The organism is Treponema denticola, from assembly GCF_024400535.1.
Lineage (GTDB): Bacteria > Spirochaetota > Spirochaetia > Treponematales > Treponemataceae > Treponema_B > Treponema_B denticola_C.
Genome location: NZ_CP038800.1, coordinates 421,434 through 445,284, shown reverse-complemented (window position 1 = coordinate 445,284; position 23,851 = coordinate 421,434). Strand labels below are relative to the sequence as shown.

General features: G+C 39.7%; 19 protein-coding genes and 1 pseudogene. 11 read left to right on the top strand and 9 right to left on the bottom strand.

Annotated features, from left to right (window positions below; translation table 11 throughout):
• Window positions 1-6 precede the first annotated feature (6 nt).
• The 11 genes from E4N78_RS13760 (at window position 7) to E4N78_RS02020 (ending at window position 14,028) form a co-directional block, all read left to right on the top strand.
• The gene (locus E4N78_RS13760) at window positions 7-294 is read left to right on the top strand and encodes a CC/Se motif family (seleno)protein (protein ID WP_370644997.1); all 288 of its coding nucleotides are present in this window, start codon (window positions 7-9) and stop codon (window positions 292-294) included.
• Between the two features lie 158 nt (window positions 295-452).
• On the top strand, window positions 453-1,202 hold the full coding sequence (locus E4N78_RS02065; protein WP_255811443.1) for a FadR/GntR family transcriptional regulator: 750 nt from the start codon (window positions 453-455) through the stop codon (window positions 1,200-1,202).
• On the top strand, window positions 1,166-2,920 hold the full coding sequence (locus tag E4N78_RS02060) for an NAD(P)/FAD-dependent oxidoreductase (protein ID WP_255811442.1): 1,755 nt from the start codon (window positions 1,166-1,168) through the stop codon (window positions 2,918-2,920). Before E4N78_RS02065 ends, E4N78_RS02060 begins: the two co-directional genes overlap by 37 nt.
• On the top strand, window positions 2,917-4,251 hold the full coding sequence (locus E4N78_RS02055) for an NAD(P)/FAD-dependent oxidoreductase (protein WP_255811441.1): 1,335 nt from the start codon (window positions 2,917-2,919) through the stop codon (window positions 4,249-4,251). The genes E4N78_RS02060 and E4N78_RS02055 overlap by 4 nt, the downstream gene beginning before the upstream one ends.
• Complete coding sequence (locus tag E4N78_RS02050) at window positions 4,241-4,597, top strand: DUF1667 domain-containing protein (RefSeq protein ID WP_255803221.1); 357 nt, start codon at window positions 4,241-4,243, stop codon at window positions 4,595-4,597. Before E4N78_RS02055 ends, E4N78_RS02050 begins: the two co-directional genes overlap by 11 nt.
• Entirely contained in the window at window positions 4,594-6,153 is a 1,560-nt protein-coding gene (locus tag E4N78_RS02045; protein ID WP_255811440.1) for an FGGY-family carbohydrate kinase, read from the top strand. The genes E4N78_RS02050 and E4N78_RS02045 overlap by 4 nt, the downstream gene beginning before the upstream one ends.
• Window positions 6,154-6,520: 367 nt before the next feature.
• The gene (locus E4N78_RS02040; protein ID WP_255811439.1) at window positions 6,521-7,231 is read left to right on the top strand and encodes a DNA-binding domain-containing protein; all 711 of its coding nucleotides are present in this window, start codon (window positions 6,521-6,523) and stop codon (window positions 7,229-7,231) included.
• A 272-nt stretch (window positions 7,232-7,503) separates the two neighbouring features.
• Window positions 7,504-9,606 (top strand): methyl-accepting chemotaxis protein, encoded by a 2,103-nt coding sequence (locus E4N78_RS02035; RefSeq protein WP_255811438.1) that lies wholly within the window; start codon window positions 7,504-7,506, stop codon window positions 9,604-9,606.
• Between the two features lie 9 nt (window positions 9,607-9,615).
• A complete protein-coding gene (locus E4N78_RS02030; protein WP_255811437.1) occupies window positions 9,616-9,753 on the top strand; it encodes a hypothetical protein in 138 nt (45 codons plus the stop codon).
• A 363-nt stretch (window positions 9,754-10,116) separates the two neighbouring features.
• Window positions 10,117-12,207, top strand: a complete 2,091-nt coding sequence (locus tag E4N78_RS02025) for a methyl-accepting chemotaxis protein (protein WP_255811436.1) — start codon at window positions 10,117-10,119, stop codon at window positions 12,205-12,207.
• A 60-nt stretch (window positions 12,208-12,267) separates the two neighbouring features.
• Window positions 12,268-14,028, top strand: coding sequence for an FAD-binding oxidoreductase (locus E4N78_RS02020; protein ID WP_255811435.1), 1,761 nt, complete (start codon window positions 12,268-12,270; stop codon window positions 14,026-14,028).
• 87 nt (window positions 14,029-14,115) lie between these two features.
• Here the strand turns inward: E4N78_RS02020 and E4N78_RS02015 are convergent, their stop codons facing one another.
• The 9 genes and pseudogenes from E4N78_RS02015 to murD all read right to left on the bottom strand — a co-directional run bounded on the left by E4N78_RS02015 (window position 14,116) and on the right by murD (window position 23,732).
• Complete coding sequence (locus tag E4N78_RS02015; protein ID WP_255811434.1) at window positions 14,116-15,732, bottom strand: ATP-binding cassette domain-containing protein; 1,617 nt, start codon at window positions 15,730-15,732, stop codon at window positions 14,116-14,118.
• Complete coding sequence (locus E4N78_RS02010; RefSeq protein WP_255811433.1) at window positions 15,729-17,414, bottom strand: ATP-binding cassette domain-containing protein; 1,686 nt, start codon at window positions 17,412-17,414, stop codon at window positions 15,729-15,731. The genes E4N78_RS02015 and E4N78_RS02010 overlap by 4 nt, the downstream gene beginning before the upstream one ends.
• A 123-nt stretch (window positions 17,415-17,537) precedes the next feature.
• Complete coding sequence (locus tag E4N78_RS02005; RefSeq protein WP_255811432.1) at window positions 17,538-18,113, bottom strand: SAP domain-containing protein; 576 nt, start codon at window positions 18,111-18,113, stop codon at window positions 17,538-17,540.
• Window positions 18,114-18,260: 147 nt separating this feature from the next.
• A complete protein-coding gene (locus tag E4N78_RS02000) occupies window positions 18,261-18,527 on the bottom strand; it encodes a type II toxin-antitoxin system Phd/YefM family antitoxin (protein ID WP_370644996.1) in 267 nt (88 codons plus the stop codon).
• A gap of 115 nt (window positions 18,528-18,642) precedes the next feature.
• Entirely contained in the window at window positions 18,643-19,482 is an 840-nt protein-coding gene (gene rlmJ, locus E4N78_RS01995; protein ID WP_370644994.1) for a 23S rRNA (adenine(2030)-N(6))-methyltransferase RlmJ, read from the bottom strand.
• Between the two features lie 3 nt (window positions 19,483-19,485).
• Entirely contained in the window at window positions 19,486-20,889 is a 1,404-nt protein-coding gene (locus tag E4N78_RS01990) for an MATE family efflux transporter (protein ID WP_255811429.1), read from the bottom strand.
• A gap of 202 nt (window positions 20,890-21,091) precedes the next feature.
• Window positions 21,092-21,529 (bottom strand): flavodoxin, encoded by a 438-nt coding sequence (locus E4N78_RS01985; RefSeq protein WP_255811428.1) that lies wholly within the window; start codon window positions 21,527-21,529, stop codon window positions 21,092-21,094.
• Window positions 21,530-21,564: 35 nt separating this feature from the next.
• Entirely contained in the window at window positions 21,565-22,149 is a 585-nt protein-coding gene (locus tag E4N78_RS01980; RefSeq protein ID WP_255811427.1) for a DUF3793 family protein, read from the bottom strand.
• A gap of 134 nt (window positions 22,150-22,283) precedes the next feature.
• Window positions 22,284-23,732, bottom strand: a pseudogene (gene murD, locus E4N78_RS01975) (UDP-N-acetylmuramoyl-L-alanine--D-glutamate ligase).
• Between the last annotated feature and the right edge of the window lie 119 nt (window positions 23,733-23,851).

Here is a 23,851-nt window from a genome sequence, read left to right as displayed (position 1 = left end):
TGATTTATGACAATAAATATTGATGACAAAGTTTTGGATTATTTAAAAAAAATCAATTCTAAGGCCATAACTATTGACCTTATAGGCTGTGCTTCCTGAGGCGTGGGAGAACCCCAGCCGGTCGTGTCACCGGTAGAGCCCAAAAAAGATAAGGAAGAATTCAAATTGATAAAGTCGGGGGATGTAGATGTTTATGTAAAAAATAAAATCAATGCATCAAACGATACTCTTTTTGTAAAATACAAGAAGGTATTATTCTCCGAAAAACTAATCGTTGAAGGCATAGTCTTTTAAAGAACCTTATTAAGTTATAACTAATAGCGGCAAAAAAGTCTTAAGGCTTCTGCCGCTTTTTTTATTTTTCTAAGATTCCGCAAATAAAACTTGACAAATTTTAGCCTCTATGTTAACATGTTGGTGGTAAGACCACAAACCAAGTATCGGGAGCTATTATGGAATCGGAGGAACAGACTTTAAAAAAAGAAAAAATCGCATCTCTTATTCAGGATAAAATTTTAACCGGTTTATTTTCAGCCGGAGAATATCTTCCTTCTGAAAGGGACCTTGCAGAACGCTTTGAAGTATCAAGACCTGTAGTACATGAAGCTCTTCTCAGTCTCCAGTCAAAAGGGCTTATAACGATGCGGCCGCGTCACGGATGTACTGTAAACGACTTTGGTTCTTCCATATCGGTGAGGCTCTTAGCCGAGCTTTATCGAAACAAGCAGATATCGGAACCCGAAAAGATTGAAGCCGGCCTTGTTGAATTTAGGCAGCTTATTTTAACTCATATTATAAAAAAACTTACAAACCGAATTTCAAAATTATCGGTAAAAGAACGCTTCCATTTTTTTCTACCTTTAAAAAATAAAATACACTTTTCTCAACCTGAGAATATTGAAATTTCAGCGATAGAAGACTTTGAATTTTACCGTACCTTAATAGATTTATCGGACAATCCTATTTTTCTACTAAGCTTTGAAACAGCAGAAGAAATTTATAAACACCAATTTAAACAATTTTTATGTGAAAATCTATCCTATGCAGACAGCATCCCTGAATACAAACAGCTTTTTTTTAATGCCCTCATCGAGGCGGACGAAGAAGATTCCATAAAAATAATGATAAAATTAACTCAGCCCGAGACATATAGGGATACGGATCTATGCAGCAAAAAGAAGATTTTAATAAAAAGCTCTTAAGTTTACAAAAAAAATTAAAACGGCTTAATCTCAGCGAAAAGGTTAAAATTTCCCTTGATATAAAATCCGTTGTTTTAGAAGGCGATGTTTCTTCAATGGAAGAAAGAATGGACGCAGGTTATGCGGCTGCCCGCTGCGGTTTTAAGGGGGTTGTAAACGATTTAACTATAAACGGCCGGGGTGAAGAACCTATGCATTTGCCCAAAATCAAGGATTCTCTTTTAGAGGGCAGGGATTTTGATGCGGTAATTATAGGCGGAGGAGTAATAGGCTGTTCTATTGCCCGCGAACTATCCCGCTACGATTTAAAAATAGCCCTTTTGGAAAAAGAAAGCGATGTTGCGATGCAGGCTTCGGGACACAATGACGGAATGATTCATCCGGGCTTTGCAGATAATCCTAAAAAAATAAAGGGAAGGCTTAACACCCGCGGGAATAGAATGTACACAAAGGTTTCAGAAGAGCTGGGCTTTGAAATAAACCGCTGCGGAAGTTTTTTTCTTTTTTACCATCCTATTTTAAAATTGCTCACTCCCCTAATGAAAAGAAGATGCCGCCTCAACATGGCGGACGGAGATTACGGTTACCGCTCCCGAGAAGCAGTAAAAAAAATAGACCCATTTATGACCGATAAAAACTACGGCGGCTTTTGGCTTCCCTCGGCGGGAGTCGCTTCGCCCATGAAGGTTACTATTTGTTATGCAGAAAACGCTTGCGAAAACGGAGCCGAGTTCTTTTTTAACACTGCCCTTATCGGCATCAAAAAAGAAGGCAACACTATTACCGAACTTATAACCAACCGCGGCATTTGCCGGACAAAACTTCTTATAAATGCCGCCGGGGTTTGGGCCGACAAGGTTGCAGGCCTTGCAGGCGACAGATTTTTTTCGATACATGCACGCAAGGGAACGGATGCTATTCTCGATAAGAAACTAAACGGTTTACAAAAAACAAGCTCCGCCATGCCGAGTCTTTTAAGGCTGCGCAAGGGGCACTCAAAGGGAGGCGGCATCATGCCCTGCGTTGAAGGCAATCTTTTAATAGGCCCTAATGCAGTAGAAGTTATGGATAGGGAGGACTTTTCTACAAAACCTGAAGCCCTTGAAGAAATAAAAAAACACTTAACGCTTAACTCAAAAGTTTCGCCTTCAGACATAATAACCTACTACAGCGGAACAAGGGCCTGCACATGGGAAGAAGATTTTATCGTCGAAGCTTCAGAGCGGGTCGACAACTTGGTACACGCTGCAGGAATTCAATCCCCCGGCTTTGCTTCCGCTCCGGCCATTGCGGAGGACATCGTAAAGATTTCCGTTTCAATTTTAAAGAAAAAAATAGATGTAAGTTTAAAAGAAAATTTTTCACCCGTCCGAAAGACTATGAAGCCTGTTTCCGAAATGGAAACTAATGAAAGGAAGGCTCTAATCGAAAAAAATCCCCAATACGGAAAAATCATCTGCCGCTGCGAACAGGTCAGCGAAGGCGAAATAAGGGATGCGGTCAACAATCCCCTAAATGTATTTACCCTTGATGCCGTTAAAAGAAGAGTAAGAGCCGGAGCCGGCAGATGTCACGGAGGCTTTTGTACTCCCCATGTTTTAAAAATTATTGCGGAAGAAAAAGGCATCCCGATAGAAAAGATCACAAAGAAGGGAGAGGGTTCCGAGCTTGTTCAGCCGATAGAAAACTTTGAAGCCTTTAGCGGAGGCGAAAAATGAAAGCACTTGCATTTACCGATTATGATGTCATCGTTATAGGCGGAGGCCCTGCAGGAATGGCCGCGGCTCTGGCTGCCTCAGAAAAAAATCCTAAACTGAAAATTGCCCTTATCGAAAGAGAGGGGCAGATAGGCGGCATCTTAAAACAGTGCATTCATGACGGCTTCGGTCTAATCCGTTTTAAAGAGCGCTTAACCGGCCCCGAATATGCGTGGCGGTATAAAGAAATGGCAGAAGCAAAAGAAAATATAGATATTTTTCTTTTTACCTTTTTAACCAAGCTAAAAAAAGAAGACGAGTTTTTTCTCTTGGAATTTACAAATCCCGAATACGGAATTTTTGAACTTAAAGCAAGGAGTCTTGTTGCAGCTATGGGCTGCCGCGAAAGAACGGACAGGCAGGTAAACATTCACGGGGAAAGGCCCGCAGGTATTTTTACGGCAGGACAGGCACAAGCCCTCATAAACCTGCACGGGTTTATGCCCGGGAAAAAATGCGTAATCTTAGGTTCGGGAGACATAGGTCTTATAATGGCCCGCCGCCTCACTCTTGAGGGGGCTCATGTAGAGGGGGTATACGAAATTAAACCTACCCCCTCAGGACTAAGCCGAAATATCGTGCAATGCCTTGAAGACTACGGCATTCCTCTCCATCTATCCGCGACGGTTACCGAGGTTGAGGGCAGGGAAAGGGTAGAAGCTGTAAAGATTGCCCAAGTAGATAAAAACATGAAGCCTATTGCAGAAACCGAAAAAAGAATCCTCTGCGATACCCTGATTTTAAGCGTAGGCCTAATCCCTGAAAACGATATACTGTCAAGTTTAAATGTTCCTATAGACGGAAGAACAAAGGGGCCCATCGTTGACCAGTTTATGCACACGGAAGCTGCGGGGCTCTTTTCTTGCGGAAATGCCTTGCATGTAAACGACCTTGTCGATTATGTTTCCGAGTCGGGAAAAATCGCAGGAGAAGCAGCCGCCGATTTTGCTTTAAACATGAGGTCCGAGGCTAAAACACTTTTGCCTTTAAATATCATCGGAAAAATTCTCTATGTTGTTCCGCAAAAAATTGATACTGAGGCAGAGGGCTCTATTATCTTTTATTTTAGAGCCGCAGAAGAAATACAAAACACTGACTTAAGCTTAAAAGCAGACGGCAAAACCGTCTTTGAGCGAAAATACGAAGAGCTTAAACCTCCTGAAATGGAACGCTTTATTCTGCCTTGCGAAAAATTACGAGGAGCCGAAAAGCTTGAAATAGTTTTAAGCGAATCTCCACAAAAAGGCATCGATACTTCATCGGAAAAAAAGGAGGCCGATAATGGAAACTAAAAGCTTTATCTGCACAGCCTGCCCCAGAGGCTGCCGCTTGAGCGTAAAAATCGAAAATGAAAACATCAGCGTTTCCGGGAATAAATGCCCCAAGGGTCTTTCCTACGGAAAATCGGAAGCTGTCTGCCCGATGAGAATTCTTACAAGCACGATAACCTCTTCGGTAGAAGGCTTTCCGAGACTTCCAGTAAAAACAAGCGTAGAAGTTCCCTTAAAAAACTTTTCAGAATATATGCATCTTATCCGCAAGCTTAAAGCGGACTCATCAAAAAGACCCGGCGACATCATCGTAAAAAACTTTGCCGAAAGCGGGGCAGATTTAATCGCAGCAGGAGGCTCCCTATGAAGACCATCTTAACGGTCGATTGCGGAACCCAAAGTTTGCGTACAATGCTCTTTGACTTAAAGGGGAATATCTTGGCGGCAAACCGCATTCCGTATAAGCCTCATACAAGCCCTCAACCTGCATGGGCCGAACAAGATGTAAAAGTTTACTGGAATGCTCTAAAAGAAGGCCTTGCTGTTCTTAAAGAAAAAGAGCCTCTTCACTTTAAAAATATTGCCGGAATGGGCATCTCTTCGATGAGGGCTACAACGGTTCTTGTCGGCAAAGACGGAAAGGTGCTGAGGCCCGCAATCGTATGGCTCGACAACAGAACTGCCAGAGGCCCCTATCATCCCAACCGTCTTATACGCACGGCTTTTCATGCTGCGGGAGTTTATGATTCTATAGTTACGGTTCAATCAAATTGTAAGATAAACTGGTTTAGAGAAAACGAGCCTGAAATATGGGATAAAACATGGAAGATGTTTTTTCTTTCGGGATGGTTTATTTATAAGCTGACCGGAAAGGCCTGCGATACCGTTTCCTCGATGGTAGGCTACATTCCCTTTGTAAACCGAAAAAGAACATGGGCAAAAAAATATTCGATCGAAGAAACTCTCATGCCCTTAGAAAACGAAAAAAGGCATGACCTTATAGAAAGCGGAAAAATAATCGGCACTTTAACGGACGAGGTTTCAAAAGAATTGGGACTCCCGCAAGGTATTCCTCTTGTTGCCTGCGGAAGCGACAAGGCTTGCGAAACCATAGGGGCAGGCGTAATAGATTCTTCCATGGCCTCTTTAAGTTTCGGCACAACGGCCACAATTGAAGTCTGCTCGAAAAAATACTTTGAATATAAAAAACTCTTTCCTGCCTACTGCGGCATTCTTCCAGATACATGGCTTTCGGAATTGGAAATCTTCCGAGGTTATTGGATGATAAGCTGGTTTAAAGAAGAATTGGGGAAGGAAGAATGTAAGGCAGCTGAATCTAAAGGAATAATACCTGAAGTTATTTTGGATAAACTTTTACATGCCTCGCCTCCGGGCGGAAGAGGCCTCATGCTCCAGCCTTATTGGGGAGCGAGTATCTTTGACCGCTATGCAAAGGGCAGCATCATAGGCTTCGGCGATGTGCACGGAAGAGATGACTTATACAGGGCTATAATCGAAGGCCTTGCCTACTCTTTGCGTGAAGGTTTGGAATTAATCGAAGCAAAAGGAAATTTAAGATGCGAAAAGGTTGCAGCCTCAGGGGGAGCTTCTCAAAGCAATGCAATCTGCCAAATTACCGCAGACATTTTAAACCGTCCCCTTGTACGGGGAAAAACGCCGGAAGCTTCATCCCTAGGAGCCGCAATCATAACCGCTGCAGGAATCGGAGAGCATGCTTCAATCAAAGATGCCGTAAAGGAAATGGTCTTATACGAAAAGGAATTTATACCGAATCCTGAACACCGCACCCTTTATGACGGCCTTTTCAGCGTATACAAAAAAATATATCCTGCACTAAAAGATATTTATAAGGATATACAAAAAGTAACAAATTATCCCGAAACAAAAAAGATGAACGGGTAAGATAGAATTGAAGATACAATTTTCCCTTGACAGCTCCGCTCTTTTACCCTATAATATTGACCATGATACAACACGGTATTTTATTAGAAAAAAAGTTGGACTTTTATTCAAAAACTACTAGACAAAATAAAAAAAATATGTATACTACCCGAATTTTTGGACAGCGGACAATTACTGCGTTACTTCACAAAAATTAGTCCTCAACTTATCAGAAGCGGCACGGATACCGCCGGTTCCAAGCTGCGGCAAGTTTTTCTTGTGCCTTGTACTTGCCTCGCCTATTTCAAAAAAGGATTTTTACAAACGCATCCTCGAATTTCTTTGCTGCCTTTGCGGTTAAATATAAAAACCTTTTTAGGAGGACTGTATGTTAAAATACGCACTTCGTGAGAATCTTCTCACACCGGATGAAAACGACTACATGGCACAAACAGCCGATGTGCGTTCGTTTTCTTTAGACGAGATCATTGACCTTATGATGGAAAAAGGTTCAACTCTGACCAAGGCGGATATAAAGGCAGCCTTGCAAATTTACGGCGAGGTGGTAAGTGCCCTTATCAAAGACGGAGCGGCCGTCAACACGCCTCTGATGAATACCTCTTTAAGCATATCGGGCGTGTTCAATGGGGCAACCGACAGCTTCGACAAAAAACGCCACTCGGTAAACTTAAATCTTACGGCAGGGCCGCTTCTTAAAGATGCTGCAGCCAAAATCAAGTGCGAAAAAACCGAAGCGGCAGATACAAATCCCTACATCACTGAAGTTACCGACCTCGTTTCCGGCAAGGTAAACGAGGTGCTTACCGCAGGCGGCATTGTGCAGCTGGTCGGTTCCCGGCTCAAGTTTGACCAAAAAGACGAATCTCAAGGCATTTTCTTTGTAGCCGAAACGGGAGAAGCGATACGGGCAACGGTAATCGCCGAGAACAAGCCCGCCCGCCTTATGGCAATAATCCCTGCAGATTTACCGGCAGGTAACCGGTATGTAGAAGTTCGAACAAAATATACTGTAGGCGGCAAGCCCCTTAAAAAAGCTAAAATCGGAAGATTTACAAAACCGCTTACACGGACAATATAAATACGGCCGGTTCACACCTGTAAGAGTGAGAAGCTCATACATATAAGGATGAGAAGCTCACTCCGACAAGGATGAGCGGCTCACTCCGACAAGGATGAGCGGCTCACTCCCATAAGGATGAGCCGCTCACACACATAATAATGAGCTGTTCACACACATAAGAGTGAACTCTTCACTCCGATAAGGATAAAAGGTTCATTCTTTAAACTAAAATGTGTAATAGATAGCAGGTAATTTGATTACACATTACACAAAAGGAGATTTTTTTTAACATGAACAAAATAAAACGTTTTTCAATGCGCAACAAACTGATGATTGTATTCGGACTGCTTATTCTTGCAGTCGGATTTACTCTTGCCCTCATAGCGGTACGTACCGCACGTAAAGCCGTAACCGAAAAGGTAGCGGCACACCTTATCGACAAGGCAACCGATACGGCTGAAATTATCGACGGACGCGTTAATACCTTTTTTCAGGTTTTGGAAGGTATTGCACGAATACCTCAAATTCGGGATGCATCGGTTTCTTATCAACAAAAAATGGATATTCTCATCAATGAAGCAAAATTTAATTCTATTCTGGAAGAGTTATATCTTGTTGATACGGATGGTATCCAATACTATTCTGACGGTACCAGCGATAATTATTCCAACAAAGAATGGTTTAAAGATGCGATGCAGGGAAAAAGAGATGCATCAGAGCCGTATGTCGACGAAACGGCAGATAATAAATTATTCATAACATTTTCTTTGCCTGTTTATGATGACAACAAAAATATAATAGGCGTATTGGGAGCAGATATTGCTGCAAAAGAACTTTCCAACGACATCAGTGATATTGTAGTCGGAAAAACGGGAGAATGTTATATTCTCGGTTTGACAGGAACTACGATTGCCCATAAAAATTTTGAAGCCGTAGAAAAACAGCTGAATATGATAGAAGAAGGCAAAAAGGAAAAAAGTCTTGCTTCTTTAAGTAAATTCTTGGAACATGCCCTTGCAACCGATAAAAGTGAAATCAGATACTATACTTATAAAGGCGAATCCTTCATCGCTTCTTATGCCGCAATGAAAACTACTCGTTGGAAGGTTATCATTAAAGCACCCGTTGAAGAATTTATGAATACGGTTGATGAACTGCACCTTAAAATGATTATCATCGGGTTAATTATTTTAGCCGCCGGTTTGGTTATCGTTTTCTTTGTTACCCGCCAAATGATAAAGCCGATAAAAGTTGTTGTAAACGCTTTAAAGGACATTGCCCAAGGCGAAGGAGACCTTACCGTTCGTCTTCCCGTACACGGCAATGACGAAGTAACCGATTTATCGGAATACTTCAATGAAACCATTTCCAAAATAGGTTCGTCGATTAAGCAAGTAAGTCTTAACAGCATCGATATGGAAAATATCGGCAACGAGCTTGCTTCCAATATGACCGAAACCGCCAGTGCCGTACACCAAATAAGTGCCAACATCGACGGTGTCAAACAGCAGGCTTTGACCCAAGCTGCAAGTGTTACCGAAACGGCTGCAACAGTAGAAGAAATTATCCGCACAATAAAACAGCTTAACGGCAGTATCGAAAATCAAGCAGCTTCCGTTGCCGAGTCTTCTTCAGCTATCGAGCAGATGGTCGGCAATATCGCTTCAATCACTCAAACTTTGGGTAAAACAAACAATGTAGTAAAAGATCTTGCAAGTGCTACCGCCGACGGTAAGGAAACGGTAACCAGTGCAAACAGCGCAACCCAGCGCATTGCAGAAGAGTCCGGCGGTCTATTGGAGGCTTCAAGTGTTATTCAGCACATCGCCAGCCAGACCAACTTGCTCGCAATGAACGCCGCCATAGAAGCCGCCCACGCAGGAGAAGCGGGCAAAGGTTTTGCCGTTGTTGCCGACGAAATCCGTAAGCTCGCAGAAGAATCAAGCACTCAAGGCAAAACAATCACGGCGACCCTAAAAGTTCTTTCGGGCGAGATTGAGGCTCTTTCTGCCTCTTCAAAAACGGCAGAAGAAAAGTTCAATGCCATTTTCGCTCTTTCCGAGCAGGTAAAAACGATGAGCCAAAACCTAATGGACGCTATGCGTGAACAAGAAAACGGCAGTAAGGAAGTTTTATCAGCTATCCGCGACATAAACATGGTAACGAACCAAGTAAACGACGGCTCCGCCGAGATGCTCCGCGGCGGCGAAAATGTAGCTCAGGAGATGCAAAAGCTCGATGAGCTTACGCGCGTCATCACCGACAGCATGAATGAGATGGCTTCCGGTGCCGTGCAAATCAGCAATGCCGTACAAGAAGTAAACGCAATAAGTCAAAAAAATAAGCAAAGTATTGAGAATTTGGCAAACGAGGTTTCTAAATTTAAGGTGTAAGTTAGGATTATGAAGAAAAAGAAACTTAAAACAAACCTTACGGGAAGGCACAAAACAAAGGTCTTAACCGATCTGATTGACCTAACCGTTAAGGCTATTCAAACTTCGATAGAAGAAACAAAAAGCCTCCTTAAAAAGCACCATTAAGAGGCCTGCGGATGTTTTTTGTATGCTCCTAGCATCTACCTCACCTATTTGCAAAAAGGCTGGTTACATTTGGCAAACAGCACAACTTTTTTACAAACAATCAACTATCTCATAAAACACGGAAAAAGATATTCCGTTTTATATACCAAAATGTCCTTTTCGGATTGGGACTCGCCAATCCAAACAAAACTAAACCCTTCCCTTTGAAAACCGGGGTTCTTAGGGGCGTAAGCCCCTAAGCCGCACTTTTCTTTTTTCGGGGTCATAGGGGTGCTTCTTTCTTTTGTCGGAAAAAAGAAAAAAGCACCCCTAATTGGGAGGATTTTTAAGGGGGACATCCCCCTTAAACTACAGGAGATTAATATGAAAAAACGTTTTTCACTACGAAACAAATTGATGATTGTGTTCGGCCTTCTTATTCTTACGGTCGGTCTTATACTCAGCGTTTTAGCAATCAGAACCGCCCGCAAAGCCGTAACCGAAAAGGTCGAGGCGCACCTAATAGACAAGGCTACCGATACGGCGGAGATTATTGACGGACGCGTAACTGCTTTTTGGCAGTTTCTTGAAGGTATTGCCCGTATGCCGATACTCCGAGACAGCACTCTTTCATATCAAGAGAAAACGGCGTATTTGATGAAAGAAGCGGCTTTTAATGAAAGAATAAAAGAACTGGATATAACCGATAAAAACGGAAACTTTTACTATGCAGGAGGTTCCGTTCAAGTAAGTGACAGGGAATGGTTTCAAAAGGCTCTTTCCGGAGAAAAATTCGTTACCGAACCGTACATAGAAAGAGCGACTGGAACACTTGTAATAACTTTTGCAGTTCCCGTTTTCGATTCCACCCATACCGTCGTCGGGGTTTTATCCGCCGATGTTGATGGTTTATGGCTTTCCGAGCAAATTAAAGACCTTGTTGTCGGGGAAACGGGAGAATGCTATATCATAGGTTTAACCGGCATAACGATTGCCGATCCCGACCCTGAAGTCGTAAAAACCCAAGAAAATAGCACGGAAAAAGCACAAACAGATGCTTCATATTCGAGTATTGCGGCATTTGAAAAACGGGCAATGACGGAAGTAGAACCCGATACGGGATATTTTTATTGGTACAAGCGGCTTGATATAGCAGCTTTTGCTCCAATAAAGTCTACCGGTTGGCTAGTCATAATTTCTGCCCCATCCGTTGAATTTATGGGGACGGTCAACTCCCTTCGCACTACAATGATTATTATCGGGGTAATCATCCTGGCGATAAGCCTCATCATCGTCTACTTTGTTGCCCGCGCCATGGTCAAACCGATAAAGATTGTCGTTACCGCGCTTAAAGACATCGCACAAGGCGAGGGAGACTTAACCGTGCGCCTTCCCGTGCACGGCAACGACGAGGTAACCGACCTCTCCAACTACTTCAATCAAACCATTGCCAAAATCGGCTCTTCGATTAAATCCGTCGGTGGAAGCAGTGAAGATATGACTAATATCGGTAACGAGCTTGCTTCCAATATGACCGAAACCGCCAGTGCCGTACACCAAATAAGTGCCAACATCGACGGTGTCAAACAGCAGGCTTTGACCCAAGCTGCAAGTGTTACCGAAACGGCTGCAACAGTAGAAGAAATTATCCGCACAATAAAACAGCTTAACGGCAGTATCGAAAATCAAGCAGCTTCCGTTGCCGAGTCTTCTTCAGCTATCGAGCAAATGGTCGGCAATATCGCTTCAATCACTCAAACTTTGGGTAAAACAAACAATGTAGTAAAAGATCTTGCAAGTGCTACCGCCGAAGGCAAGGAGACTATAGCTTCGGCCGGTGCTGTTACGCAAAAAGTAGCTGAAGACTCAGACGGCCTTTTAGAAGCCTCAAATGTTATTCAGCACATCGCCAGCCAGACCAACTTGCTCGCAATGAACGCCGCCATAGAAGCCGCCCACGCAGGAGAAGCGGGCAAAGGTTTTGCCGTTGTTGCCGACGAAATCCGTAAGCTCGCAGAAGAATCAAGCACTCAGGGTAAAACCATCACTTCAACACTCAAAGTATTGTCGGGCGAGATTGAGGCTCTTTCAGCCTCTTCAAAAACCGCAGAAGAAAAGTTTAACGCCATTTTCGCCCTTTCCGAGCAGGTAAAAATGATGAGCCAAAACCTGATGGAAGCCATGCATGAACAGGAAAACGGCAGTAAGGAAGTACTCACCGCTATCCGCGACATCAACATGGTAACCAACCAAGTAAACGACGGCTCTGCCGAAATGCTTCGCGGCGGCGAAAATGTTGCACAAGAAATGCAAAAGCTCGATGAGCTTACGCGCGTCATCACCGACAGTATGAATGAGATGGCTTCCGGTGCCGTGCAAATCAGCAATGCCGTACAAGAAGTAAACGCAATAAGTCAAAAGAATAAACACAGCATTGAAAACCTTTCTAAAGAGGTAGGAAATTTCAAGGTGTAATTTGACTTGCATTATTTTTCAAATAGGTTTAATATAGCTTTATAAAGGAAGAATAGACTTATGGGAAAAAGATATGAGTACAAGGATTTTAAACCGGTTTGGGAACAGGTACCGCCTCCAAAGGACTCTTTTAGAGAAGCTGCGAAGTGGGGAGACCCAAATGAATTTAAGGAGCCTAACGAAAGACTTTATAAATATATGAAAACGGTCTTCGGAATAGGGGATGAGATTTTTAAACAAAAGAGGTTTGAAGGACTTGAAGCTTTGCCTGAAAGCCTTCCCGTAAACCTTGACCAAAAACACATTGAGGCCTTAAAAGAAATTTTCGGAGAGACGGATGTCAGCACAGCCGTTAAGGACAGGGTATCGGTTGCTTACGGAAAAACCATGTACGATGCCTACCGCCTCCGTGAGGGCATCTTAGAAAACATAGCCGATGTTGTAGTATACCCCTCAAGCCATGACCAAATAGTTAAACTCGTAACATACGCAAATGAGCATATAATTCCCCTCTATGTGTACGGAGGCGGTTCTTCCGTTACCAGAGGCGTTGAGGCCGTAAGGGGCGGCATATCCCTCGATATGCGTAAAAACTTTAACAAGGTTTTAGCCTTTAACGAAACTGACCAGACAATTACGGTTCAAGCCGGAATGTCGGGGCCCCAACTTGAAGCTCACTTAAACAATGCTCAAAAAGAATTCGATGCAAAGATGGCCTACACTTGCGGACACTTCCCGCAATCCTTTGAATATTCCTCCGTGGGAGGCTGGGTAGTTACCAGAGGCGCAGGCCAAAATTCCACATACTACGGGAACATAAAAGACATAGTTTTTCAACAAACTTATGTAACTCCTGCGGGCATCGTTAAAAGCTACGGGCTTCCCGCCCATGCGGTCGGACCGGACATCGACGAGCTTATGATGGGGAGCGAGGGCTCTTTTGGAATTCTTACAAATGTTACCTTGCGCTTCTTTAAATACAGGCCGGAAACCCGCAAAAAGTTCAGCTTTATATTTAAAACTTGGGAAGACGGAATGAAGGCATGCCGTGAGATTATGCAAAACGAATCGGGCTTTCCCTCGGTGTTTAGACTTTCGGATGCGGAAGAAACCGACATGGCTTTAAAGCTCTACGGAGTTGAAGGCACAATAGCCGAAACTGCGATGAACCTAATGGGATATAAACCGATGAAACGCTGCCTCTTTTTAGGCTGGAGCGAAGGAGCTAAAGAATTTTCAAAGCAGCTTTACAAAAAGGTAAAGCGGATATGTAAACAAAACGGCGGACTTTTTTTAACGGGCAAGCCTGTAGACGGCTGGGAGCACGGCCGCTTTACGGATCCGTATCTAAGGGAATCATTACAAGATTACGGAGTAATAATAGACACAATGGAATGCAGCGTAACATGGGATATGATGCCGAGAGTTCACGAAGAGGTAAGAAGATTTGCAAAATCCCGCCCTCACACGGTATGCATGACCCATCTTTCTCATGCCTATCCGCAAGGGGCAAACCTGTACTTTATCTTTATAGGCCTTTTTAAAAACAAGGAAGAATATGTGGAATACCAGTACGGCATCTTCGATAATATAATGAAGGCAGGAGCGGCCATGAGCCACCACCACGGTGTCGGCAAGATGACGGCAGCTTGGGTGGAAGAATCCATAGGACAAACCAATTTTGAAATCTTTAAGGCCTTAAAAAAACACTTCGACCCGAACAATATAATGAATCCGGGCGGAACCCTTGGCCTCGATATGACGGAAGACCAAAAGAGAAAACCTAAATACGCCGGAAAAACTTGGGAGGAAGGCGTTTAAAAAACATTATAGGGAACCTCTAAAAACTTCAGCTTTTTAGAGGTTTTTCTTAAAGTTATTTTTAAATTTTAAACTTGTCTACAATTACTACCTTGTATCTTTTATTCTTTCCTCTATTTCGTCTTCATCGATTTCAGTGATACTTCCATCCTGTTTTGAAACGAATAAAATTTTCTGAAAGCGTTTTGCAGTCGAGATATTATTTGTAACGGCAGCGATTGCAGACTTTTTAGTAAAAATTAAATTAAACATCAAGTCTTCTATTTCCGTATTCACATTACGGGAAAACTCATCCAAAAGAACAACGGGACAATCGGAAGTCAAAAGCAAAATTCTAGCTAATGCAATTCTGCTGCGTTCTCCATCCGATACGGTTAAGTTATTCATATCCATAACAGTATCCAATCCCTCCGGTAAGGAGTTTACAAAATGAGATAATTTAAGTGCATTCAATATTTCCATTATATCGGAATCGGGAATAGCTTTGCCGAATACAAGATTGTCCCGCAATGAAATATTAAAAATATGTGGATGACTCCAAAGACAAGGAATTGTATTTGCACCTAAGGCTTTTAAATTATATGTAAGCGAACCTGAAAACTCCGCTTCATTCATAGTAAGGATTCGTAATAAGCTTGTCTTTCCCGAACCGTTTTGTCCTACAACGGCAATTCTATCCCCTTCATTTAGTTTAAAATCAATATTATTAAATATAAGTTTATCATTTTTAGCAAGCGAAACATTCTTTGCGTTAATCAGAGCTCCATCGCCATGAATGTTTTTCTTGTGATTGTTTTCACATTCTTCAATATAATTAAAATATTTTTTTGCTATAGGAACCGATCTTTTTATTTGTCTTGCCGCTAAAAAAATAGTTGACATGTTTTGATTAGCCAACGAAATAATAAAGATTATGTATAAAAGATTTGCCAAATTAACACCGGGCAATGTAAAAAGGCAGAAAACACTTATGACAATAGGAATAAAATAATTTTGGCCTTCAAAAAAAATATTTTTTACGGCTTCCAGTTTTTGAATCCTATTTCCGATTTTTAAAAGCTCTTCGTCTTTTTGTAAAATAGATTTTTCGCATTCCGATTTAATCGAATTATTTAATGTTAAAAAAATAGATTGAAATGTAGTTTTAACAATACCGCCGTAACTTATGCCCTCATCATCAAGTAAGTCGTAAGCTCCGTTTATTTGCTTATCCAAGTAAGTAATAAAGATATTAGCCGATATAATTATTACCAATAGAATAACCGGAAGAAATATGGATATTGACAATAAAAAAGCATTAAGAATAATAATATTAAAACAAGCAGCCGTAAATTGAAAACAAAAAGGAATAAGAACATTTATGTCTTGAGTATAGGACATTGTATAAAAGCCCTCTTCCTCTGCCTTACGGTTACTGTTTACCAAACTATGATGAAAGGCAGTTTTCATCATAGGCGGCAATGCACGATAAGTAATGGAATTATTTAAAATGAGCTCATAAATACTTTGGACTATAGCATACACTACAACGGATATCGACATAGCTAAAAGAGAAGCAAAGGGAAATCCGTCCAATATTTTATTAAGATTCATCCTTCCTAAAACAAGAAATATGGAATTACACACATTTAGAGCAAGTAAAAAAATAAGAAGAAATGTTAAACTCTTATAAAATTTTTTGTATAAAGTATAAACGGTTTTCATAAGTTCTCTCCTTTTTGCATATTCTGATATACCGAATTGTAAAAATCTTTTATCGGCGGATTCGTTAAAGCATATTTTGCTTTTATATCTACACGAATATTTCCGGCTTGAAAATAAAGCACCCGTTCAAAGTATTGAACATGTTCTTTTTTATGAGAAATCATAATTACTGTACTATCGGTTGACATTAGGTATTTTAAAAAGCTGTCTTCAACCGCAACATCCAGAGAGCTGAAAGTTTCATCAAGAAAAAATATTTGAGGCTTTTTAATAAGCTCTCTTAAAAGCGAAACCGTAACTCTTTCCCCGTCAGATAAAGTATCGGGATCAAGAACCGTATCAAGGTCATGTAAAAACGGAATAAATTCTGCAATACCCACAGAACGAATAAGAAACTTTAAGGTATCATCGCTAATTTTTTCAAGACTATTTAAAAGCAGGTTGTATCTTAATGTACCGGGCAAAACCAATCCTTTTAGATCAAGGAATGAAGTGTTTTGCAAAAAACTTTCAGAAGAGAATTCTTTTACTTCCGTAGTGCCGTAGTTTACTTGCCCTCTTTGATTATAGTCTGCACCCATAAGACAGTTTAAAAATACGGATTTTCCCGAGCCGGAGTCTCCTATGATTAAAACTTTTTCACATTGTTTAATATTTAGATTGATATTATTAAGAAGATATTGGTTGCGTAAGTTCACGGTTAATGAATTAACATTGATAACATCATAATTAAATAAAGCATTTCCTCTTTTAGCTTCTTCTTTTTGTAAAAGCTCTTCAATGGGTTCAATCATTGTTTTTAGATTTTTAATATGTTCAAATATGGAAATCGTACTCAAAGGATTCGGCAATAAAATAAAAAGCATATAGAAAGGCATTATCGTGTTCCCTACGCTCTTATTTTTAAAAAGAAACAAGGCAATCAGAAGAGAAAAAAGAGGTAAAACTTTTTGAATAATGCGTTCCAAATTATTCCGGCTTATCGCTATACCTTCCTTCTTTTTAAAAAACTCGTTACAAAGTTTATCCATTTTTGAAAAGATACCTTGTTCAAAATATTTATGCGAGTTTACCGAGCGGATATCCAATCGTCCGGAAACGGAATCTCCGAGTTCCTTGTACAAGGAGGGAGCGGTTTTTATTCTCAGCTTATCTATGTTCCGAATAAGGCGTAAAAAGAACCTATCTATTAAGAAAAATATAAATAATAATCCCAGTGATAAGACAGACAGCATCGCACTTACATAAAAAAGTTTTATAAAAATCAAAACACAAATTACAGCATTAAAAAAAAGCCTGTATATTTTTAAAACATCATTTATAAAAAACTCGGGATAACTTTGTAATGAATCTAAAACCTGAGCATAGTTTACATCATAATAATAAGTAAAGGGAAGTCTTAAATATTTTTCTACCATATCTTTTTTTATCTGCAATCTTCTACGCCCAAAACGGATAATTACAAAGCGCGCAAGTATATTGATAAGTAAAAGACCTGCAATTAAAACAAGAGTTTCTACAAGCGGTCTTGCTTGAATAGTTTTAAGGTTTAATAAATTTTCTTGAAATGCAAATAAGCGGGAAGAATATAAATCTAAAAGAATATATTGAACCCCGAGTAAAACAAGAAAAACAAAACACATATAAAAAGAGAAAACTTTTAACTTTGGTTTATTTGACATTAAAACCTCCTTATATAATTACTACACTTATTATTCTATTATATATATATATATATATATATTGTCAAGTTATATTTATAAGTTCAACTCCCTAAGTTATTATAATTCTTGTATCTGACAAATTTATTTATGGATGTTTATTTTTTTCCATGTTATATAATCTTTTTTTACCTTCATATCTTTTAGCATAGTCCATGCTTCCAAAGCGTTTTTTCTTGTTGCATTTTTTTCATTTGCCAGATAATCGCTTATAAAGTTATTAAATTTACAGGATGGAATTTGCGGAAGTTTTTCTTCAGTTTTATTTAATCGAATATATTCGCAAACGACATCATTATAAGTTATTTTTTCGCCATTAGAAAGCTTATTTTCAATCCAACGATTAAGCCAATATTTTGCGCCTGATTTCGGTTTTAATCCCGGAACTCGTTTATCCATTTCACTATTGATGAATTCCCATGTTTCTTTTTTGTTTCTAAAATTTTTAACATAACTATGATTATTCAATATGTCTATATTCCGGTTTTTAATCCGAAAACTATTCTTTTTATTTACCGTTCCGATTTCCAAAAATTGAATAATCATGTCTTCAAGCTGATCCTTTCGTGTTCTTGAATCAAAAGGAATTTTAAGCGACTTTGCTAGTGCTTTGAGTTCACTCATATACCAATATTTATTCTCAAATTCTTTTATTGTCATAGAATCTTTTGCTTATGTGCAGTAATTATTGTGTAACTGTATGCATTAACGGTTATAATAATTTTCCATAATCACATTTTGCATAAAATATATGCATTATAGTAACTATTTTTTTATTATCATCTTGCCTTATCAGTGATTTGAACATTATAAATCATATCGACTTTTTATTTCCTCTATAGCCTCATCAATACCGGACACCCTGCCGTTTTGTAAATCCATTTCTGCTTCTTCCAAATTACCATAAAGATTATTTAAAAAAGCATTTCCTTCATATGTTTCCATACTCATAATAACCATATCACCATAGCCATTTTTTGTTATAAAAATCGGCTCATTTGTTTTATGACAAAGATTTGAAATCGCACTCGTATTTTTTAAGTCGCGAATTGGTAGTATTTGCGGCATAAACACCTCCTAAAGGTATCATTATACCATAATGATACCTTTATGCCTATAGTAAATACTTTTTTATTTCACTATGAATTTTCACATAATCATAGGGAGAAAAATTAAAACTTATAGTTCTTCAATCTAAGCCGGCACTCACTTTCTCAATATATCCGCATATTTCTTTCAGTTTTTCTTCCAAACCCCATGGCGGATTTGTGATTAAAAAGCCTGAACCTTGCAGGCCGTACTCACTTTCAGAATCTATCTTGTTTGAAAAATGCTTGACTTCAATGTTTAATATTTTATTGTTCATGACCTTACTGATTCGGCTTTTTAAAGTTCGGCACTCTTCGGTTTTGTGATTCAATATAGGGTACCAAATTATAAAGATGCCTATAGGCCATTTTTTACAGACCTTTTCGACAGCCTCTGCAATCGCTGTATAGTCAGAATCGACTTCGTAGCTGGGATCAAATAAGGCAAAGCCCCGGATAGGAATAGGCGGCGTAAGTGCCTTGACAGCCTCATAGCAATCCCTTTTGTGTACATGAACATTTTCTGCACGCTTATAAAGTTCTTTTAATTTTTCAGCTTCGGCAGAATGTAAATCGCATAAAATCAAATTGGATTCTTTTTGTAAAAATGAACGGATGATTTCAGGAGAGCCGGCATAAGAGGAATTTTCATCATAATTTTTTAGGCAAAAATCCAGATAGACCTTAAGGTCCTCAGGTATTGGAAGAGGCAGTTTTTCTTTTTTATATAAATCTAAAAACCGGATTATCCCTTCTTCCGCTTCGCCGGTTTTTAAACTCCATTCGCTTAAAAGATTATAGGAAGCACTTCCTGCATTTAAATCGAAGGCAGTAAACGGCTTTTGCTTTTGGGTGTAGAGTTTTAAAAAAGAAAAGAGAGCCGAGTGCTTAAAAACATCGGCCTGATTTCCTGCATGAAAGCCGTGACGATAACTCAACAAATTTTAAACCCTCTTATTACACCAAGCCCCTTTGCGGTAGTGATATAGAATAACCATAAATTCGGATGCCTCCGCAAAAATATAAGAGGCCCAAACGGCAAATAAGGGAAGGTGTAAAATATTTACAACCAAAAACAAAAACGGGATTTGTACAAACCAGCGGGAACCCAAGCTGGAGTAAAGTATTGGCCTTGTATGCCCCGAACCCGAAAAGACCACAGCTAGCCCCAATCCCATAGATAAAATTATAAAGGACGGATAAAATATGCGGAGCATTAAACTTCCCTGTAAAAGCATTGACGGATCATTTGGGAAGAAAGACCGCAAAAAAGTTTGCGGCGTTCCCATAATTATGACTGCAAAGATTCCTACCACAGAGGCTGACATAAAAGCATTTATCTTAGAAGTAAGCCTTGCTTCCTTAACATTATCTCGGCCAAGGCTTTGCCCAACCAAAGTTGCTCCTCCCATATTAAATCCGAAAATAGGCATAAAGGCAAACTGTGAAAGCTTTCCGCCGACGCCTGCAAGAGCAACTGCATCGGCACCGTATACCGTTACGAATTTCATAATCGTTACCTGAGCAAAGCTGCGGACAAGTGAGTTAATGCCTGAAGGAAGACCTATGAGTAAAAGGTCGGTATCTATTTTTTTGTCAAGTCTAAAAAGACCTTTAAAGCTTATTTTTACCTTGCGCCTTCCGCTTAAGAGAATCAAAAATCCGTATAAGAAACTTATAGTTCGGGCTGTTACCGTTGCAAGGGCTGCACCAAAAACACCCATACCTAGGCCCGGGATATTTGTTCCGGGAATTATATCGAACATAAAAACAGGATCTAAAACCAAGTTTATGATGGTGGATATTATCATAATGTGCAAGGGAGTTTTTGCATCTCCGGTACATCTAAAAATCGTATTTACCGAATATGAAGAAAACATTACAGGAATAAAAAAGATTCTCAGCCATCCGTATTCTAAAGCGGAATTTAAAACTTTTTGATCCGGAAGAAAAAACCATAAAATCGGTTTTAAAAAAATGGCTAAAAGGAAAGCAGACATTATTGCAAGCACAATTTTAAAACTGATAGTCTGTTCGGCAATACGCTGAGTCTTTTCCATATCGCCTCGGCCGTAGTTTTGCGAAATCATCGACACGGAACTGGCCCCTGCGACCTCATTTAAAATGGTAAAAAGCATGTATATGGAAGAAAAAAGGGTAACACCTGAAAGAGCCGTTTTGGATATCTGTCCTACCCAAACCATATCGACAATGTCATAAAAGTTTTGCAAGCCTGCAGAAATCATCGTAGGATAGGCCAGCTTCCATAAATTTTTTGATATTTTTTTAGGTTTTAATTGAAAAGGTTCTTTTTCATACGGCAGTTCCGATTCGGGTAAATCATCCATAATTGCATACTCCATGATAGGTCTTCAAACTATAAAAGCAGTATACAAAAAAATAAAAAACAAGACAAGACGGACGAGAACCCCGTAGACTTTAAGGCTGTAAATATTCTTAAAAAGGCTTAATGCCATAATTAAACATTATGTATCAAGCCTTTTTAATTTTAAATTGATGTTTATATTAAATTCTAAAACATATCAATCTTTACTTTGCAAATCTCTCGCCGAATTCTTTGCATTTGTCTTTTCCGGCGGCAGTAGGAGCATCATAGATAATCAAGCCTTCTTCAAATAAGTCGGCCCCCTTATCTTTAGACCTTGCTTCCCAATTTCTCATCCATTCTCCGCCCGAACCTTCACCGGCCCATTCATACGAACCGAACAAGGCAATTTTTTTACCGGACAGTTTTCCTTCAATAGAAGCAAAGAAGGGCTCAAATTCATCCGGTTCAAGCTCTTCGGAACCCATTGCAGGGCATCCGAATGCAATCTTGTCATAATCATCAATACTCTTCGATCCGAATTCCGAAACGGTAAAAAGAGAAGCCTCTGCTCCGCCGGCTTTTAAGCCTTCCATAATGGACTCTGCCATAGACTGGGTGTTTCCAGTTCCGCTCCAATAAATAACAGCAATTTTTGCCATAAAAAACCTCCAATGGTTAAAAAATTAATCAAGGCTTAAGCACTCAACAAATCGTAAAGCCTTAAACCCTTTTCTATCTGCAAAGCAAAATGCTTTTTGCATTCATTATATTGCTCAAAGGTTTCAGCCGCCTTTTCAGCATCTGAATAAACCTTCCAGTAACCCGAAAAAATACAGCCCTCTCCATTCCGTCTATAATACTCCAAAACATCGTATACGGGATAACCTAAAAAAAGTCCTATCTCATGCGGAAAAGTACAGCATCTTTTACAATGCCTGTCTGTCTGTGAACTGTACATTCTGGATGCTAAAAGAGCCAGCATATCTTCTAAACTCATCTCCGGCGCATAACCGAACATTAAAAGAGCCCTTTTTACTTCTTCACTTCTAATCAAAGCTTCGAGAATATCTTTTTTATATAAAAGAATCTGTGCACCTCGCTCACAAGCACACACAACTTTAAGATAGAACCCCTTAGATTCAAGTAAATCCTTATCAAGCAAAAAAAATTGCTTAAAATCTTCCGCAGATACTGAAATCAAATTAGAAGGTTTAAGACCGGCCAAACAAGGGGCGCAAGAATAAGCTAAATTGTACTCGATGTTAGCAATATTCAACATAAAGATATTTAAGCACAAATTTCAAATAATGTCAACTATTGTTTACTAAATTTAAAAATAAAACCGTTCCATAGCCTATTCTACCTTTTAGTATATAATCTTCATTTCTCGGTATCAAGGCTTAATCAAAGCTATCAGCAAAATACTTCTTTTACCTTTTCTTTAAATTTATTTCCTCGGTCGAATTCGTTTTTAAACATGCCGAAGGAGGCCGCACCCGGCGATAGAATTACGACATCGCCTTTTTCTGCATTTTCTTTTAATGAAAACAAAAGAGAATCCAAGCTGTCAAAGGGGCCATTATATCCAATAACCTTTTCTTTAAGGAGAGGAATTAAAAGGTCCGTTCCGGTTCCTGCAAGAAGATATAGGCTTTTGGCAAGATTTGCTTTTTCGGCAAGCGGAATAAAATTTAAGTTTTTATTTGTTCCGCCGCAAATTAAGACGGGAGGCTTATCAAAGGCTTCTAAGGCGGCAGCAGATGCTTCGGGAATTGTAGCGGCCGTATCATTATAAAATTTTATTCCGTTTTTTTCATAAAAGAATTCCAATCGATGTTCAATACCCGAATACTCGTCCATAAATTTACGGATAAATTCGGATTGCTCTTTGATGTTATTATCTTTTAAGATGTCGTTGCCTTTTAAATTTTCAGGCTTATGAATTTTTTGATAAAGCAGAAGAGCAAGACCTGCATTCAAGACATTTTGTTTAAGTTTAAGCCCGGGAACTTTTGCATCCTTTGAAAGTAAAAGCCTTTCTCCATCACTTAAATTGCAAAGGCCTTCTTGGTTCTTATTAAAAAAAACACCTCGATATTTTTTAGCCGGCTTTTTTTCACTGTACCAAAAAACATTTGCCCTTGTTTCTTCTGCAAAAATTTTCCCCCAGCCGTCATCAAAATTACAGATTAGATAATCCGCTTCATCCATATTTTCATAGATTATTTTTTTATCGTCAACATATTTTTCCATTGTGCCGTACCAGTTTAAGTGGTCGGGCATTATTGGCGTGATAATCGCAATCTTAGGCTTAAGCAGTTTTTAATTTTTTAAATCGGCAAGCTGCCAACTGGAAAGCTCCAGAACTACAGGCGTATCGCAAGAAGTTTCTTCAAAAAAACTTAAAGGACTGACCGTAATATTCCCGCCCAAAAAAGCATTGTATCCTAACTTTTTAAGTCCGTAATAAAGAGCGCTTACCGTAGAGGACTTTCCCTTGCTTCCCGTTACCGCCAAAATCGGAGCCTTTGAAAGGGAAAGAAAAATCGAAACATCCGACTCTATTTGTTTTGCGGCTTCTAAAAAAACATTTCCTTCAAGTTTTACGCCTGGATTTTTGATGACAAGATCGGCTTCCCTAAAATCCTCTATTCTATGTTCACCCAACACAAATCGAATATTCTTAAAAGCGGAAAGTTTTTCGATTGACGGCCTTAATTCTTCCGAAGTTTTTAAATCGGTTACTGTAACCTCGGCTCCATATCGGGCAAAAAATTGAGCAGTCGCAAGCCCGCCCCCATTTAGTCCAAGCCCCATAACGGTTACTTTTTTATTCTTTATATTTTCTAAGCTTATTTGCATATCATCATTATAACAAAAAATTTTAGGAAGTGCCAGATGAGGAGGAATGGGACTTGTCGACAGAAGTGAATTCGTCTAAAATGAGAAGTCCGAAGGCCCTAGCACTGTTATAAAACAGG